Genomic DNA, 16,555 nt, shown 5'->3' with positions numbered 1-16,555 from the left:
AACTCAGGAATGCCGTCCGTTTCTGGCAGGACGCCACCCTCGTCAAGAAACGGACGGTCTGGCCGCATGCCGAGGGCGAGATCTTCTTCACGGCCCCGCGGTGGGAACTGCATCCCCTGCCGCTCGCCTGAACCACCGAATCACCCCGGATCGACCCGCGCCATGCCCACCGATGAAGAACCCTGCCGCTCGATGACGCCGCGCGGCACATCCAGTGGAATGTGCGACCGAGGCCTTCACGCCTGGCGACAGACCAAGGAACTCCAGCACCCCTTCCCGCACGCTCAACCAGGCCGTCGTACCGGCGATATTTTCCGTCTCCTTGCCCAGCACCTGACCCTGCCACGAAAAACCACCGTGGAAACATTCAACCCAAGCGCCAAAAATCCATTATTTGACTAAAAATGCTGAACAGACCACGCGTCACCACACGCCCCAACTGATCACCCACACCACGCGACAAGACCATGCAAATCCATACCCACTTCACCGCAAACGGCATTCAACTCAAGCCCTTCCCGTTCCAATCAGAACGATTCATGCAAGCCTACCTCATAGAAAACGAAGGGATACTCAACCTCGACCATGAAATTTTCTGTGATGCAGAAATAATAGAAATAGAGTCACACATAGATGGCGGCGGAGCAAATGACAACAACGGCCGAATTGATATTGTTGCAATATACTCGCAAGAGTATATTGCAGTAATTGAACTAAAAAACTCCGAACTCAATAATGAACACCTGAAGCAACTCGAAGGATATCTCGCCAGGGGCACTGATATTTTAAACCGATACCCAACGGTCAACAGCAACGAAGGAACAGCCAATAAAAAACTCATCGGAGTCCTCGTTGGAACATCCATAACAGAAGATCTCAGATCAAAACTTCAAAAAGGCTACACCTACCAAAAAAACAATTCAACAATCCCTGTAGCCGCCCTCACCATACAAAGATTCAGAAGCGAAAACGGAAATGTTTACGCAACGACAAACACTCACTTCAAAAATCAACAAGCCAACGCCAACGACACAACGCAATACAGTCTCGATGGGACCCGATACGGCAAAGGAAAACTAGCACTAGCCATCATAAAGAAATATGTCGAGAACAATTCACCCATGACTTTAGAAGGCCTGCGGCAACAATTCCCGCGCACAACAGTTGGAAGCTACGACATAGCCGCACCTACTGCAGAAGCCACAGAAATATACAACAACACAAGAAGAAAAAAGCACTTTCTCAACCAAGATCAAATAATACAACTACAGGGCGGCCCAGTCGCCGTATGCAATCAATGGGGAATTGGGAACATCGGCAGAATAATAGAAATAGCAAGAAAACTGGGTTATGTAATCAACCCATAAAACCAAGCGGTCAAAAAATTCCAGAAACCAACTCACGCATCCGCAATCCAACTCTAGATTCTGCGCAGCCTAGAGTTGCGGCATGAACTTCGGCCTGCCCAGAGAATTCAGACCCTGGCGGGAAGCACTCAGGAATGCCGTCCGTTTCTGGCAGGACGCCACCCTCGTCAAGAAACGGACGGTCTGGCCGCATGCCGAGGGCGAGATCTTCTTCACGGCCCCGCGGTGGGAACTGCATCCCCTGCCGCTCGCCTGAACCACCCAATCACCCCGGATCGACCCGCACCATGCCCACGGATGAAGAACCTTGCCGTCCGCCCGACGATCTGCTCGCTCAGGCGATTGAACTGGTGTTGCGCCATGACACCGTCACGATCTCGCTGCTGCAGCGCCACCTGCGCCTGAGTTATTCCAGTTCGAGCCACCTGATGGCGTGGATGGAGGGGCGTTTTGTGCAGCCCCTCGATGAAAAAGGTCTGCGCCATGTCATCCGGCCAGCCGGGGCGCCGCCGGCTGAACCGCGCGTCGCCCTCAAGGCCTCGAAACTGGTGAGCAACTTCTATTTCCTCGCCCCGACTTTCCGGATCGTTTCCGGCGGCCAGACTGGCGCCGAACTCGCCGCGCTGGACTGGGCCATCGGAAACGAAGCGGCATACGGTGGATGGTGCCCCCGGGACCGGCGCTCGGCGGCCGGCCGGATTCCCGATCACTACCTGCTGACGGAGACCCCGTCCGATGACGACGCGCAGCACATCCGGTGGAATGTGCGCGACAGCGATGCGACCGTGATCTTCACGCCTGGCGACGTGCTGGATGGCACATCCGGCCGCGCCGTCCGGCTCGCCCAGGAACTCCAGCGCCCCTGCCTGCAATTCCACCCGGGCCTTCGCCCCGGCGACCTCTCCCGTTTCCTTGCACAGCATCAGGTCGAAGTGCTGAACATCACCGGATCAAGCTCCCATTCATCCACCACGAAAATCATCGAAATCTCTCTCATCACCACCAGCATCGATTGAAAATGAAAAACTACTTCTACAGCAAATTTCCAGAACACCTCAGCCTGCTGGACTTCAACAGACCCAATCGAGTCATCCAAGAGTACATGAACAACGATCCAATCGTATTTTTTGGAGGACCCAACTGGGAAAACGCAGCCAATGATCTCTCGAGGATTCCAGCGGGACATCGGCCACACTTTGTGCTCAGCCTGTTCATGATCACACTGACCGATCAATGCCTGTTCACGCACCACCGCCACCTGTATGAAGAGTGGCGCATGAAAACCAATTTTCCAAAATTCGGACACTCCGGATTCGGGATACGCAACGAGAACCCTCTGATCATCCTCCGGGCGCCTGAAGAAAAAGGCCTGATCGAGATCGATGCCACATCAAAAATGATGCCAGAGTTCGTCGGTTTTTTCCTGGAAGAAACCAGGAAACTACTCGACAAAACCTCATCAACAACAAACCTGGAAAACTACATCAGATCCATCAAAAATGATCGTGACTATCAACTCAACGAAGGAATCTTGATCCAAGCTTTCAAACGAGAGCTTGAGGCCAGGACGAATCAGGCACACACACCAGCATCCGCGTCAACCTGAGGGCACCCGATCGGGTGTCGCAACGGGTGGGCGGCAGGTCCGCAGCGCCGCCAGCCGCTCGGCGCGGCTGTGGACCTCTTAAAAAAACAAGGGAAGAAGAATGCACGCTCGAATGAAACGGCCATCAGGCCCATGGATCCTTGAATTGAAACCCTCACGCGCCCTGGCGGGGCTGGTCGTCGGCTGGCTGATGGCGACGACGGCTTGCGCGGCGGCACCAAGCAAGCCCGTGCCGTGCCAGGTCACGACCGAATCGAAGATCAGCAAGGACCGTTCGGTGCTGAAGATCATCACCCGCGACTGCGAACACACCGATCGGCGGGAGTTCGACATCCAGTATTCACCGCGGGTCGGGCAGCCCACCCGCACCGTGGGGCGGGGTGTCCAGACCATTTCGCAGTATTTCGGTGGCGAGGCGGTGCATTACGACTGGGACAAGGACGGGCAGTACGAGATCCTGGTCACGGGCAGCTGCTTCAACGTCAACTGCGACAAGCAGCTGCTGCGGGTGGACCGCCGCAGCGGCAGGCTGCAGCAGGTGGCCCGGGGTTTTGGCGTGGACATGCTGCCACGCCACGGCTATCTGGTGATCTCGGGGCGGGACAGTTGCTGCGCCTGGGCGGAAGAGGCCTACAGGATCATCGAGCCGCATGTGAGCGTCGCGGCGGCGCCCTCGTTCTCGATCATCATCCCCAACGAGACGGACGATGAACCGAGGAAACCCATCACCTGCCTGTATCCCTCGCCCTCCGGTGCGGGCCAGGTCGTCGAGCATGTGCTGCCCCTGCGCGTGCGCAACGGCCTGGTCGGCTGCGACGCCCATGGTCGCCGGCACGGTCTGCTGAAACCGCCTGCGGCCGACCAGGTGTCGCTGGAAGCCCGGTTGCCGGTCTACCGGCTGATCCAGGGGGAAGGCGTCTTTGCGGTCGAGCCATGAACCCAGCACCCGCCATGCTTGAACCCTGGACCATCAGCCCGTCCTGCGATCCCTCCGACATGGAGCCCCTGGTGAAGCGGATGAGAGCGGTCCTGCAGGCGCTGGAGGCCCTGCCCCCGAGGCTCGAAGCGGAACAACGCGAGTGGGTTCAGGCCTATTGCGAGTCGCTGGTGGCAGGGCAGCGGGGAAGGATCGGCCGGATCGCCGCCGGGTCGTGGTCGGTCGCGGTGGAGGACGAGCAGCTGCAGTTCATGGGCTCGGATGGCCGGGTCGACTTCGTGATGGTGCCGACCTACATCGCCACGGCGATCCTGTCACGGGTCCTGCTCGATCATCCCTGGATCGCCATCCGGATTCCGGCCTACCACCGCAGCCTGAGGCAAGGTCTGCGCTTCTGCCTGCACCGGCATCTGCACGGTGCCGGCAACGATGCCTGGCGGGGAATGACCGACGCGCTCACGATCCTCGCCACGGGCAAGGTGCCGCTGCTGCTCAGCAAGGATCCGGAGCTCTGCCCCGAGCTCGCGCGCATGATCCAGCGCACCGAACAGGACTTGCGCCAGGCCTTGCGGGAAGGCCCCGTGCTGGGGCCGTGGGGCAATGACCTGACGCCCTGTTACCAGGCCGCTCAAGCGGCACTGGATCGATGCGGCCACGGACTGGAACCCCTGCGACACGTCTCGTCGCCTTCGTCGCGAAACTGAGCTGCTCAGCAAGAAAGGATGTGTGCATGGACATGAACCTGCCCCGAGAAATCACGTTCGAGAATCAGCGCCAGCCGGTCCGGTCGGTCGTGCAGCTGTGGGCGCTGCGCATGCTGGTGGGCATGCAGGGGCAGCACAGTCATCTGTACAGTCGCCACCTGGACCTGGAGCGCCTGCAGGCCTGGCTGGACCTGTCGATCGTGACGGACGAGCTGGGGGGGGAGGCGGACAAGAAGCAGGTTCACGCGGCGCTGGAGCGGCTGCACCGCGAGCTGGAGCAGCAGGCCCCGGCCGTGCCGGTCGAGCTGGCACGCAATGTCGGGCGCCTGCGTGAACTCGTCGGGCTGTCGGAGGTGGACTCGAGGCTGCTGGAGTTCGCCACGCTGCTGCACACGGATGCCTTGCTGGAAAGCGTGGCCAACACGCTGGGCGATCTGTCGACCCGGGCCACGTCGACCTGCCTGGCGCAACTGCTGAAACTGCCCCTGGTCGAGGTGCGCGAGAGCCTGGGCGCACGCGGTGCGCTGGCGCGCTCGGGCCTGCTGACGCTGAGCCGGGGCGGGCAAGAGACGCTGAAGGACAAGCTGGACATCGTCTCGAACCAGTTCGCCGAGAAACTGGTGCACAGCGAGATCGACGTGATGCAGCTGATGCGCGACATGGTGAGCCCGAGCAGCCCGGGCCATCTGACGCTGGCGGATTTTGCCCACGTCCGGCCCACGGTGGACGTGCTCGGAACCTATCTGCAAGGTGCGCTGGCCACTGGCCGCACCGGCGTGAACGTGCTGATCTACGGCCAGCCGGGCGTGGGCAAGAATCAGCTGGTCAAGGCGATCGCGCAGTCGCTGGGCGTCGACCTGTTCGAGGTGGCCAGCGAAGACGAGGACGGCGATCCGATCAGCGGCAACCGGCGCCTGAGGGCCTACCGCGCCTCGCAGAATTTCTTCGGCTGCCAGCAGTCGCTGATCCTGTTCGACGAGGTGGAGGATGTCTTTCATGGAACGTCGGAGGACTCGCCCTTCGCGGGCCGCACCACGCATCACGTGCGCAAGGCGTGGATCAACCGCATGCTCGAAGGCAATGCGGTGCCGACGTTCTGGCTGACCAATCTGGTGGAGTGCCTGGACGCGGCCTTCATCCGGCGCTTCGACGTGGTGCTGGAGCTGACCGTGCCGCCGCGGCGCCAGCGTGAGCAGATCATCCGGGAGGCCTGCCAAGGCCTGCTGGACGAGCCGGCCGTGGCCCGGATGGCCGAGAGCCAGGTGCTGACCCCAGGGGTCGTGACACGCGCCGCCGCCGTGGTGCGCTCGCTGGGTGAGCCTCCGGCCGCAGGCGCGACGGCCGCGGTCCAGCGGCTGATCGACAACACGCTGCGGGCCCAGGGGCATGAGGCCATGGGGGTGTCCGGACCGGAAGCGCTGGCCTCCTTCTACGACCCGCAGGTCGCCAACACCGGGGCGGACCTGCAGCGCATCGCCGCCGGCCTGGCGCGCACCGGCGAGGGTCGCCTGTGCTTCTACGGCCCGCCGGGCACCGGCAAGACCGCCTGCGCACGCTGGCTGGCACGAGAGCTGGGTCGCCCGGCGATGGTGGTGCGGGCCTCCGACCTGATGTCGAAATGGGTGGGGGACAACGAGCGGAACATCGCCCGCGTGTTCCGCCAGGCGCAGGACGACGGCGCGGTGCTGGTCATCGACGAAGTCGACAGCTTCCTGCAGAACCGGCGCGAGGCCCGCCAGAACTGGGAGGTGACGCTGGTCAACGAGATGCTCACGCAGATGGAGAGCCACTCGGGCATCTTCATCGCGTCGACCAACCTGATGGACGGCTTCGATCCGGCCGCGCTCAGGCGCTTCGACCTGAAACTGCGCTTCGACGCCCTGCGGCCCGAACAGGCGCTCGCCCTGTGCCTGCAGCATTGTGCGGCGCTGGGCCTGCCGGAGCCGGACACGGCGAGCCGGCAACGCCTGGAGGCCCTGAAGCAGCTGACGCCCGGCGACTTCACCGCCGTGGTGCGCCAGCATCGCTTCAGCCCCTTTGGCTCGGTGATCGATCTGGTCGCCGCGCTGGAAGGTGAATGTGCGCTGAAGCAGCCGGGCCGCCACCCCATCGGCTTCGTGCACTGAACCCTGCAGACCCGGACAAGAGGACCGCACCATGCCCATGTTCATCGAACACATCGACGCCATCGCCCGCAGCAGGCAGCGGGACGTGCTGATGGTGACTTTCGGCCCCCGGATCGATCCGACCGATGAAGAAGCACCCCGGCTGGACTGGGAACACCTGCCCCAGCGCATCGGGTTGACGCAGTTCCTCGATCAGGAGGGAGTGATCTGGCAATGCTGCGGGCCGATGCGCAGCGACAACGGCTTCGGCCCCTACGAGGGGCAAATCCACATCGACATCGCCTACGACCCGGCCGAGCCACGCTGCCGCCGGATCCTGGACCGCCTCGAGCACCCGGATGGCCGGATGAAGGACCCGATGGTCTCGCTCTGGCTGATGACCCTGGACCTGGCGATGCGCAACGCCCACCACGACGAACCGGGTTTCTGCAACTCCTGGTAGGGGACGTTGCGATCAGGGCACCGGCGTTTCGCACGGTGTCCTGACGATCTGGCGCACCTCGTCGCCGAAGCCGCGCAACCACCACGTCAGCCGCTCGGTGTCGATGACCGTGGCGACCAGGTGCAGGTGGCCGTCGGGCAGCACCTCCACCTGCTGATCGGTCGACAGCGGGGTTTCCAGCAGGTGCTGGCCGGCCGGCCTGGAGATCTCGAAGCTCAGCGTGATGCGCCGGCCTTCGCCGAAGCCGAAGCGGCCGTCGCTGTCGTAGCGCTGCAGCTCGAAGTCCGCCGGCCGCTCGAAGGTCAGGGTGGAGGCGGTCGCGCTGCGGATGCGGTGCAGCGCCAGGCTGCGTTCGTTGTCGAAGCCCCGGAAACGACCGACGAGGTAGAGGCAGGGCCCCTGCTGGGCCAGGCCCAGCGGCATGAAGTCGGCCTGGCGGCGCGTGCCGGCAGCATTGACGTAGTCGAGCTGCAGCCAGCGGTTGCCGTAGAGCGCGTTGCTGACCTGCTCGAACACGCCGGGCTGCAGCCTGGGCGCCAGCAGCGGCTGGCTGCTGCTGACGACACGGACCTTCGAGAGCCAGTCGCGCTCGCGCCGGGCGCCCGCGGCAGGACCGAGGTTGACCCGTGCCTGGGTGAAGAACCCCTCCATCGAACTCAGCAGGCTGGCGGGCAGCAGGTTGCGCAGGTGCTGCTCGGCCAGCGCCAGCAGCAGCGATTCATGCTCGCCCAGCAGGGGCAGCGACAGGCCCTGGGCGAGCGCCTTCCAGCGGTAGCCATAGGGCTTGCTGCGCTCGTCGCGCTCGATCTCGAAATGCTGGCTCAGCTGGTCGAGCTGGCGCTGGATGGTGCGCAGCTCACGCTGCATGCCGATGTCGGCCAGCTGCCGGTGCAGCTCGACGGCCGTGACCTGGCGCTGACGCGGAATGCGCTTGAGCAGCTCGATGGAGAGCAGCAGGGTTTCAAGGTTGCCTGGGCGTCGGGACATGCGGTCGTTCGGAGGTTCTGCGCGGGCGGGTTCGGGCCGCAGCGCCTGTGGAAGATAGGCCACGACCCGGCCCGTGATCCTTCAAGGTGAGCCGCGATGGCCGGGCTGTTCATGTCACTCGCCTCACCCGGCGGCGACGCCGCTGTTCTCCAGCGCCAGCAGGAACAGCGCCGCACGAGCCAGCCCCGCCCTCCACCAGCAGCCGGGGCTGGCTGCGCAGCAGGCGCAGCACCTGGATCTGCTGCTCGGTCGCGCGCTGCAACGCCAGGCCGATGCCGTCCACCTGCACCCCCAGGGGCACGAGCAGGTGGCAGTCGGGGGCCAGCAGCGCCGGCACCGGATCGGCCAGATCACCACGATCGAGCACGAAGGCCCGCGAGGGGGCATCGCTGCCCGGCAGGGGACCGCGCCTGCGACAGCGGCGACTGCTTCATCGCCAGCCCCGAGGCGCAGTACCACGGGCCATCGCGCACCTCGACGGCGCCGGCCTTGATCTCGAAGACGATCAGGCCGTGCTGCGGGTGGAACACGATCACGTCCGCCTCGCCGAGGCGCTCGCCATCGTGCTGCAGCGTGCGCCATTCGACGGCGTGGAAATGCAGCCAGGGCGGCGGCAGCGCATCGAGCGCCGACAGGACGAGCGACTCGGCGCGCAGTCCGCTGGCAAGGGCGGCAGACGGGGTGGGCATGGCAGGGGCAGTCCGGGACAGGGACAGGCATGGTGAAAGGGCCGGGCCGCGGACAAGGCCCGTGAACCCGGGCTGGCACCGGGCACCACGAGGGATTGCGCATTTCGTCAGCGCCCCCTGCCGATTCGCCAGCCATGCTGGCGATGTGCAGCACCATGCGGGCTTCCGGCTGCCACGGGCCGCGCAGAGACTGCAGGCATCGAAGCCGGAGCCTCCCACCATGTCCACCGACCGCCATCCCGCCACCGTCTACCTCAGCGCCTCCGACATGATCCGCCTGGTGCGGCGCAAGGGCCTGTCGGCCTGCATCGCCGGCGTGGCCGGGCGCATCGAGCGCGAGTTCCTGCGCTGGCACGAGTTCGACAAGAGCGCGCGCCTGGCCTGCCATTCGCCGGTCGGCGTGATCGAGCTGATGCCGATCGCCGACGCGTCGCGGTTCGCCTTCAAGTACGTCAACGGCCACCCGGGCAACCACCGCCACGGCCTGCCCACGGTGATGGCCTTCGGCGTGCTCGCCGACGTGGCGACCGGCGCCCCGCGCCTGCTGTCGGAGCTGACGCTGACCACCGCGATCCGCACCGCGGCGATGTCGGCCGTGGCCGCACGCCGGCTGGCCCGACCGGACAGCCGGCGCATGGCGCTGATCGGCAACGGGGCGCAGAGCGAGTTCCAGGCGCTGGCCCTGCGTGACCTGGTCGGCATCCGCGAGTTGCGCCTGTTCGACATCGATCCGGCCGCCAGCGCCAAGCTCGCCGCCAACCTGGCCGGCCAGGGGCTGGAGCTGCGGCGCTGCGCCAGCGTGGCCGAGGCGGTGCGGGGCGCCGACATCGTCACCACGGTCACCGCCGACAAGCGCAACGCGACCATCCTGAGCGCGGCAATGATCGAGCCCGGCATGCACATCAACGCGGTCGGCGGCGACTGCCCCGGCAAGACCGAACTGCACCCCGGCGTGCTCGAGGCCGCCGCGGTGTTCGTCGAGTACGAGCCGCAGAGCCGCCTCGAGGGCGACATCCAGCAGATGCCGGCCGACTTCCCGGTCACCGAGCTCTGGCAGGTGCTCGAGGGCCGGCACCCCGGACGCCGCGACGCCCGGCAGGTGACGGTGTTCGATTCGGTGGGCTTCGCGCTCGAGGACCATGCGGCGCTGACCTTCATGGGCGAGACCGCGGCCGAGCTGGGCATCGGCGAGCTCATCGAACTGGTGCCGCGCACGGCCGATCCGAAGGACCTGTTCGGCCTGCTGCGGGACGAGCCGCAGGCCCCGGCGCGGCGGGCCGCGGCCACGGTGGCCGACGGGTGCATGAGCGCCGCGGCCTGAGCCGTCGCCGCGCCCGGCGCCCGGTCGTCAGCGGTAGGTCGCCAGCAGGATGCTGGTCTCGGTGTTGGCGATGCCCTTGATCAGGCGGATGCGCTCCAGCAGCGCCGACAGGTCGGCCATCGACTCGGCGCGCAGCTCGGCCAGCAGGTCCCAGCGGCCGTTGGTGTCGTGCAGCGCGGCCACGCCCGGCTCGCCGAGCAGGCTGGCGATGACGCTGCGGGTCTGGTTGCCTTCGATGCGCACGTTCATCCAGGCACGGATCGTCGCCGGCTCGGCCTGCGGGCGCAGGCAGACGGTGTAGCCGACGATGAGCCGCTCATCCTCGAGCTTGCGCAGCCGGTTGCTCACCGTGCCGCGCGAGACGCCCAGCTTGAGCGCCAGCGTGGCCACGTTCATGCGCGCGTCCTTGCGCAGCAGCGAGATCAGCTGTCGATCGGTGTCGTCCATGGCCATGTCTCGAATTCGCCTGTTCGCCTGTCGCCGCCCCGGTTGTACCGCATCCGCAGGCGGGCGCGACCGGCCGCACCGGGCCGGATCAGATCAATGACCTCAGCACCTGGGCCGTCTCCAGCAGCATCGGCACCAGCCGGCGCACGATCTGCTCCTCGGGCCAGGCGGTGCTCTGCAGCGTCATGCCCAGTGCGCCCTTGCACTCGCCGAAGCGGTCGCGCAGCGCGGTGGCCACTCCCGTCAGGCCCGCGTCGAGCTGGCCCACCGAGATCCAGTGGTTCTGCCGCCGGGCGCGCTGCACCTGCTCGGTGAAGTTCTGCGCGATGACGATGGTGCTGGCGGTGAAGCCGGCGAACTCGTGCTCGGCCACCCAGGACCGCAGCGGCTCGTCCTTGAGCGTCGAGAGGATGACCAGCCCCGGGCTGACCACGTGCGCCGGCACCCTCGCCCCGGCGTGGAAGCCGATGGACACCACGCGCGGGCTGTTGCTGCGGGCGACATAGACCACCTCGTGGCCGTCGAGCACGCTGACGTTGACCGTCTCGCCGCTGTTCATCGACAGGCTCTGGATGAAGGGCTGCACCAGGCGCGGCAGGCGGGCGCCGTCGAGGTAGCTCTGCCCCAGGCGCAGCACCCGCGGCGAGAGCCAGAACTGCTTGCCGTCGGTGGCGGCATAACCGAAGTGGCACAGGCTGAGCAGGTAGCGCCGGGCGGCGGTGCGCGGAATGCCGGTGCGCTGGGCCACCTGCGCCACCGTCATGCGACCGTGGGCGTCGTCGAAGGCCTCGATCACGGCCAGGCCACGCCCCAGGCCGGCGATCAGGTCGGCCGCATCGATGTCGAACGAGCGGCCGTCGGCCTGGCTGACGAGGCCGGAGGACTCCAGGGAAACCATGATAATGACCGGTGATCGGAAAGTTTCGTCCGATTATCGGACACAACAGGCAGAAGCCTCATTGCCGCAGCCGCTGCTGCTGCCTAGAGTGCGCCTCCATGCCGATCCCTCCCGTGTCTCCTTCGCCCCTCGCCATCTCCGGCCACACCCGTGTCTTCATGGTGGCGGGGGACCCGGTCAGCCAGGTCCAGGCGCCGGCGATCTTCAACCGCATCTTCCAGCGCCATGGCGTCGACGCGGTGCTGGTGCCGGCCCAGGTGGCGCCCGAGCGCTTCGTCGACTTCGCCCGCACGATCATGGCCGCCGGCAACATCGACGGCCTCTGGCTGACCATCCCGCACAAGACCACCCTGCTGCCGCTGCTGGGCCATGTCGACACGGCCGGGCACATGGCCCAGTCGGTGAACGCGGTGCGCCGCCACGCCGACGGCACGCTCGAGGGCGGCCTGTTCGACGGCTCCGGCCTGGTCTCGGCGCTGCGCCACTTCGGCCTCGAGCCGCGCGGCCGGCGGGTGCTGCTGCTGGGCACCGGCGGTGCCGGCGCGGCCATCGCCACGGCGCTGCTCGACCAGGGGGTCGCCGAGCTGGCGCTGCACGACCTGGGCCCGCGCGCGGCGCAGCTGGCACAGCGCCTGGGCGACGCGCGCGTGAGCGTGCCGGGCGCCGATCCGGCGGGCTTCGAGCTGATCATCAACGCCACGCCGCTGGGCCTGCAGGCCGACGATGCACTGCCGGTGGACGTGAGCCGCATCGACCCCGGCGCCCGGGTGTTCGACATCCTGATGAAGCACCGGCCCACGCCGCTGCTGCGGGCCTGCGCCGAACGGGGCATCCAGGCCCATCCCGGCTTCGAGATGCTGGTGCAGCAGGTGCCCGACTACCTGCGTTTTTTCCGCATGGAGGCGATCGCCGACACCGTGCAGGCCGACCTGTCCGAGGTGCGCCGGCACCTGCAGGCGAGCTGAGCCCGATTTCACCGGCCGCGCTCTTCACACGCTCTTCCCGCTCTCTTCCCGTTTTTCCCCCGCTCTTTTCCCCCACCACCAACGGAGACATCCCATGAACATCCTGCGTCGAACCCTGTCGCTGTCGCTGCTGACCGCCGCCCTCGCCGCGACCGGCCTGGCCCATGCCAACGACATCGAGACCCGCACCATCAAGTTCCCCTCGGCCAGCAACAAGGGCCACCCGCAGGTGATGGGCGTGGAGAAGTTCGCCGAGCTGGTGGCGGCCAAGACCGGGGGCAAGTTCACCGTCAAGCCCTTCCCGGGCGGCACCCTGGGCCCGGACCTGCAGACCGTCTCGGCCATGCAGGGCGGCACCATGGAGATGACGGTGATGAACGCCAGCCTGCTGGCGGGCAACGCCAAGGAAATGGCGATCTTCGACTTCCCCTTCCTGTTCAGCAACACCCGCGAAGCCGACGCCGTGGCCGACGGTCCGGTGGGCAAGAAGCTGCTCGACAAGCTGCAGGAGCGGGGCCTGGTCGGCCTGGCCTACTGGGACCTGGGCTTCCGCCAGATCCACACCACCAAGAAGCCGATCGCCCGCGCCGACGACTTCAACGGCATGAAGATGCGGGTCATCCCGACGCCGCTGTACGTCGACTTCATGAAGTCGCTCGGCGCCTCGCCCGTGCCCATGCCCTTCACCGAGACCTACACCGCGCTGGAACAGGGCGCCATCGATGGCATGACCAATCCGCTGCTCAACATCCTCGACGGCAAGTACAACGAGGTCAGCAAGCACCTGACGATCACCAACCACATGTACACGCCGCAGGCGGTCATCGTCAGCAAGAAGTTCTGGGACAAGCTCTCGCCGGTGGAGCAGAAGATCATGCGTGACGCCGCCCAGGAAACCGCCGTCTACCAGCGCAAGGTCGCCCGCGACGAAGCCGCCAAGGTGCTGGCCGAGCTGAAGAAGCGTGGCATGAACGTGATCGAGCTGCCGCCCGAGGAGATCGCCAAGCTGCGCGAGCGCTCCAAGCCGGTCCTGGAGAAGTACACCAAGGAGCTGGGCCCGATCGTGCAGGAGATGTACGCCGCCGTCGACAAGGCGCGTGCCGCCAAGTAAGCCTGACAGCGCATGCTCGTGGCCACGCAGGGCCGGACCGGGTCATCCGGGTCCGGCCCTGCGTCCGTCCGGAGGGCCGATGTGCGGTGATCGCACCCCGGGTGATGCTCCGGGGCGAGCGACAGCCGCCCGGATCGCTCGACATCGCGGGTGCGGTGTGACCGATCCGGCGGGTGTCCACTAAACTTGAAGCTTCCTGCTGTCATCCGCACGCCCTCGCGTGCCCGATCGAATCCATGAACACGTCCAGCCCCCAGCCGCCCCTGCCAGATCACCTGAGCGTCGACCCGCGCAGCCCGCACCATGTCGCGGCCGTGTTCGAGCACGACATCGGCATCCGCTTCAACGGCAAGGAGCGCTCCGACGTCGAGGAATACTGCATCAGCGAGGGCTGGATCAAGGTGCCCTCGAGCAAGACGAAGGACCGCAAGGGACAGCCGCTGAAGATCAAGCTGACCGGCCAGGTCGAGGTGTTCTACCTGTGAGCGCATGCCCGGTGCGGAACCGCGGCCCCGGTGCCGCCGCCCGTACCCTGCGGACCTGACCTCGAGGCCCACCGCCGGTGAAGGCCCCGATTAAGATCAGCGACGCATTTTCCATTCCCCGGCCCCGATCCATCACGAGAAAGAGCTCTTCCATGGCTGCTGACAAATCGAAAATCATCTACACGCTGACCGACGAGGCCCCGCTGCTGGCGACCTGCGCGTTCCTGCCGATCATCCGCACCTTCACGGAGCCGGCCGGTGTTCAGGTGGAAACGAGCGACATCTCGGTGGCCGCCCGCGTGCTGGGCGCCTTCCCGGAGTGCCTGACCGAAGCGCAGCGTGTGCCCGACTACCTGGCCGAGCTGGGCAAGCTCACGCTCAAGCCTGAAGCCAACATCATCAAGCTGCCCAACATCAGCGCCTCGGTGGGCCAGCTGGTGGCCGCCATCAAGGAACTGCAGGCCAAGGGCTACGCCATTCCCGACTATCCGGAAGCCCCCAAGACCGACGAAGAGAAGGCCATCCGCGCCCGTTACGCCAAGTGCACCGGCAGCGCGGTGAACCCGGTGCTGCGCGAGGGCAACTCCGACCGCCGCGCGCCGCGTGCCGTCAAGGAATACGCGCGCAAGAACCCGCACAGCATGGCCGAGTGGAGCCAGGCCTCGCGCTCGCACGTCTCGCACATGCACGCCGGCGACTTCTACCACGGCGAGAAGTCGATGACGCTCGACCGCGCGCGCGACGTCAAGATGGAGCTGATCACCAAGAGCGGCCAGACCATCGTGCTCAAGCCGAAGGTGTCGCTGCTCGATCGTGAAGTGATCGACAGCATGTTCATGAGCAAGAAGGCCCTGCTCGAGTTCTACGAGCGCGAGATCGAGGACGCGCGCAAGACCGGCGTGATGTTCTCGCTGCACGTCAAGGCCACGATGATGAAGGTCTCGCACCCGATCGTCTTCGGCCATTGCGTCAAGATCTTCTACAAGGAAGCCTTCGAGAAGCACGGCGCGCTGTTCAAGGACCTGGGCGTCAACGTCAACAACGGCATGGCCGATCTGTACAACAAGATCACCACGCTGCCGCAGTCCAAGCAGGACGAGATCAAGCGTGACCTGCATGCCTGCCACGAGCACCGCCCCGAGCTGGCGATGGTGGACTCGGCCAAGGGCATCACCAACTTCCACTCGCCCAACGACGTGATCGTCGACGCCTCGATGCCGGCGATGATCCGCAACGGCGGCAAGATGTGGGACGCCAACGGCCGCCTGAAGGACGTCAAGGCCGTGATGCCGGAGTCGACCTTCGCCCGCATCTACCAGGAGATCATCAACTTCTGCAAGTGGCACGGCGCCTTCGATCCGAAGACCATGGGCACGGTGCCCAACGTCGGCCTGATGGCCCAGCAGGCCGAAGAGTACGGTTCGCACGACAAGACCTTCGAGATCGCCGAAGACGGCGTGGCCAACATCACCGACCTGAACACCGGCGAGGTGCTGCTGAGCCAGAACGTGGAAGCCGGCGACATCTGGCGCATGTGCCAGGTCAAGGACGCCGCGATCCGCGACTGGGTCAAGCTGGCCGTCAACCGCGCCCGCAACTCCGGCATGCCGGTGGTGTTCTGGCTGGACAGCTACCGTCCGCACGAGGCGCAGCTGATCACCAAGGTCAAGATGTACCTGCACGAGCACGACACCACGGGCCTGGACATCCAGATCATGAGCCAGGTGCGCGCGATGCGCTACACGCTGGAGCGCGTCATCCGCGGCCAGGACACCATCAGCGCCACCGGCAACATCCTGCGTGACTACCTGACCGACCTGTTCCCGATCATGGAGCTGGGCACCTCGGCCAAGATGCTGTCGATCGTGCCGCTGATGGCCGGTGGCGGCATGTACGAGACGGGCGCCGGCGGCTCGGCCCCCAAGCACGTGCAGCAGCTGGTGGAGGAGAACCACCTGCGCTGGGACAGCCTGGGCGAGTTCCTGGCGCTGGCCGTGAGCCTGGAGGACCTCGGCATCAAGACCGGCAACGCCAAGGCCAAGATCCTGGCCCGCACGCTGGACGCGGCCACCGGCAAGCTGCTGGACAACAACAAGGGCCCGAGCCCCAAGACCGGCCAGCTGGACAACCGCGGCAGCCAGTTCTACCTGGCCATGTACTGGGCCCAGGAGCTGGCGGCCCAGACGGAGGACACGGACCTGCAGGCCCGTTTCGCCGGCCTGGCCCGGACGCTGACGGCCAGCGAGCAGACCATCATCGACGAGCTGAAGGCAGTTCAGGGCCAGCCGGCTGACATCGGCGGCTACTACCTGGCCGACCCGCAGAAGGTGAGCGCCGTCATGCGCCCGAGCGCCACGTTCAACGCGGCCCTGGCCGGCGCCGCCTGATGAGCCACTGACCGGGAGGCGGCCTGCCGCCTGCTGACGAAGCCGCCGGGGTCGACGTGACCCGGCGGCTTTTTTGCGTCTGG

At 65.7% G+C, this 16,555-nt stretch carries 19 protein-coding genes; 14 read left to right on the top strand and 5 right to left on the bottom strand.

Translation table 11 applies throughout. The features are described 5' to 3' along the window. The first annotated feature begins 162 nt into the window (after window positions 1-162). The 9 genes from C7444_RS19955 to C7444_RS02950 all read left to right on the top strand — a co-directional run bounded on the left by C7444_RS19955 (window position 163) and on the right by C7444_RS02950 (window position 7,182). Complete coding sequence (locus C7444_RS19955; RefSeq protein ID WP_146219336.1) at window positions 163-402, top strand: hypothetical protein; 240 nt, start codon at window positions 163-165, stop codon at window positions 400-402. Window positions 403-539: 137 nt separating this feature from the next. After that, on the top strand, window positions 540-1,367 hold the full coding sequence (locus C7444_RS19950; RefSeq protein ID WP_170130608.1) for a PDDEXK family nuclease: 828 nt from the start codon (window positions 540-542) through the stop codon (window positions 1,365-1,367). 82 nt (window positions 1,368-1,449) lie between these two features. Next, window positions 1,450-1,623, top strand: coding sequence for a hypothetical protein (locus C7444_RS20165; RefSeq protein ID WP_170130607.1), 174 nt, complete (start codon window positions 1,450-1,452; stop codon window positions 1,621-1,623). Between the two features lie 31 nt (window positions 1,624-1,654). Next, on the top strand, window positions 1,655-2,383 hold the full coding sequence (locus C7444_RS02970) for a YpsA SLOG family protein (RefSeq protein WP_170130606.1): 729 nt from the start codon (window positions 1,655-1,657) through the stop codon (window positions 2,381-2,383). Between the two features lie 2 nt (window positions 2,384-2,385). After that, window positions 2,386-2,973 carry a hypothetical protein gene (locus tag C7444_RS19945; RefSeq protein WP_146219334.1) on the top strand — a complete coding sequence of 196 codons (588 nt, stop codon included), beginning with the start codon at window positions 2,386-2,388 and terminating at the stop codon, window positions 2,971-2,973. A 145-nt stretch (window positions 2,974-3,118) separates the two neighbouring features. Next, on the top strand, window positions 3,119-3,910 hold the full coding sequence (locus C7444_RS02965) for a hypothetical protein (RefSeq protein ID WP_110399343.1): 792 nt from the start codon (window positions 3,119-3,121) through the stop codon (window positions 3,908-3,910). 14 nt (window positions 3,911-3,924) lie between these two features. Continuing rightward, window positions 3,925-4,614, top strand: a complete 690-nt coding sequence (locus C7444_RS02960; protein ID WP_110399342.1) for a hypothetical protein — start codon at window positions 3,925-3,927, stop codon at window positions 4,612-4,614. A gap of 26 nt (window positions 4,615-4,640) precedes the next feature. After that, the gene (locus tag C7444_RS02955) at window positions 4,641-6,740 is read left to right on the top strand and encodes an ATP-binding protein (protein ID WP_245909382.1); all 2,100 of its coding nucleotides are present in this window, start codon (window positions 4,641-4,643) and stop codon (window positions 6,738-6,740) included. 31 nt (window positions 6,741-6,771) lie between these two features. Then, the gene (locus C7444_RS02950; RefSeq protein WP_110399341.1) at window positions 6,772-7,182 is read left to right on the top strand and encodes a hypothetical protein; all 411 of its coding nucleotides are present in this window, start codon (window positions 6,772-6,774) and stop codon (window positions 7,180-7,182) included. A 12-nt stretch (window positions 7,183-7,194) separates the two neighbouring features. On the opposite strand, the gene C7444_RS02945 is transcribed toward C7444_RS02950, so the two are convergent. The 3 genes from C7444_RS02945 to C7444_RS20160 form a co-directional block, all read right to left on the bottom strand. Beyond that, window positions 7,195-8,169, bottom strand: a complete 975-nt coding sequence (locus C7444_RS02945) for a helix-turn-helix transcriptional regulator (protein WP_110399340.1) — start codon at window positions 8,167-8,169, stop codon at window positions 7,195-7,197. A 109-nt stretch (window positions 8,170-8,278) separates the two neighbouring features. Next, complete coding sequence (locus C7444_RS02940) at window positions 8,279-8,536, bottom strand: hypothetical protein (protein ID WP_146219333.1); 258 nt, start codon at window positions 8,534-8,536, stop codon at window positions 8,279-8,281. Next, window positions 8,520-8,858 carry an NERD domain-containing protein gene (locus C7444_RS20160; protein ID WP_170130605.1) on the bottom strand — a complete coding sequence of 113 codons (339 nt, stop codon included), beginning with the start codon at window positions 8,856-8,858 and terminating at the stop codon, window positions 8,520-8,522. Before C7444_RS20160 ends, C7444_RS02940 begins: the two co-directional genes overlap by 17 nt. Window positions 8,859-9,078: 220 nt before the next feature. Here C7444_RS20160 and C7444_RS02930 point away from each other — a divergent pair, with 220 nt between their 5' ends. Continuing rightward, the gene (locus C7444_RS02930) at window positions 9,079-10,179 is read left to right on the top strand and encodes an ornithine cyclodeaminase (protein WP_110399337.1); all 1,101 of its coding nucleotides are present in this window, start codon (window positions 9,079-9,081) and stop codon (window positions 10,177-10,179) included. A 27-nt stretch (window positions 10,180-10,206) separates the two neighbouring features. Here C7444_RS02930 and C7444_RS02925 read toward each other — a convergent pair whose 3' ends face one another. After that, entirely contained in the window at window positions 10,207-10,626 is a 420-nt protein-coding gene (locus tag C7444_RS02925) for an Lrp/AsnC family transcriptional regulator (protein ID WP_110399474.1), read from the bottom strand. Between the two features lie 88 nt (window positions 10,627-10,714). Then, window positions 10,715-11,524, bottom strand: a complete 810-nt coding sequence (locus C7444_RS02920) for an IclR family transcriptional regulator domain-containing protein (protein ID WP_110399336.1) — start codon at window positions 11,522-11,524, stop codon at window positions 10,715-10,717. 113 nt (window positions 11,525-11,637) lie between these two features. On the opposite strand from C7444_RS02920, the gene C7444_RS02915 reads away from it, so the two are divergent. The 4 genes from C7444_RS02915 to C7444_RS02900 all read left to right on the top strand — a co-directional run bounded on the left by C7444_RS02915 (window position 11,638) and on the right by C7444_RS02900 (window position 16,472). Next, window positions 11,638-12,489, top strand: coding sequence for a shikimate dehydrogenase family protein (locus C7444_RS02915; RefSeq protein WP_245909381.1), 852 nt, complete (start codon window positions 11,638-11,640; stop codon window positions 12,487-12,489). A gap of 94 nt (window positions 12,490-12,583) precedes the next feature. After that, the gene (locus C7444_RS02910) at window positions 12,584-13,600 is read left to right on the top strand and encodes a TRAP transporter substrate-binding protein (RefSeq protein WP_110399335.1); all 1,017 of its coding nucleotides are present in this window, start codon (window positions 12,584-12,586) and stop codon (window positions 13,598-13,600) included. Window positions 13,601-13,836: 236 nt separating this feature from the next. After that, window positions 13,837-14,085 (top strand): DUF3297 family protein, encoded by a 249-nt coding sequence (locus C7444_RS02905; protein ID WP_110399334.1) that lies wholly within the window; start codon window positions 13,837-13,839, stop codon window positions 14,083-14,085. A 152-nt stretch (window positions 14,086-14,237) separates the two neighbouring features. Then, window positions 14,238-16,472, top strand: a complete 2,235-nt coding sequence (locus C7444_RS02900) for an NADP-dependent isocitrate dehydrogenase (RefSeq protein WP_110399333.1) — start codon at window positions 14,238-14,240, stop codon at window positions 16,470-16,472. The last annotated feature ends 83 nt before the right edge of the window (window positions 16,473-16,555 follow it).

It is taken from the genome of Sphaerotilus hippei, from assembly GCF_003201595.1.
GTDB lineage: Bacteria > Pseudomonadota > Gammaproteobacteria > Burkholderiales > Burkholderiaceae_C > Sphaerotilus > Sphaerotilus hippei.
The sequence above is the reverse complement of the archived record's forward strand: the minus strand, read 5'-3'. Positions and strand labels throughout refer to the sequence as shown.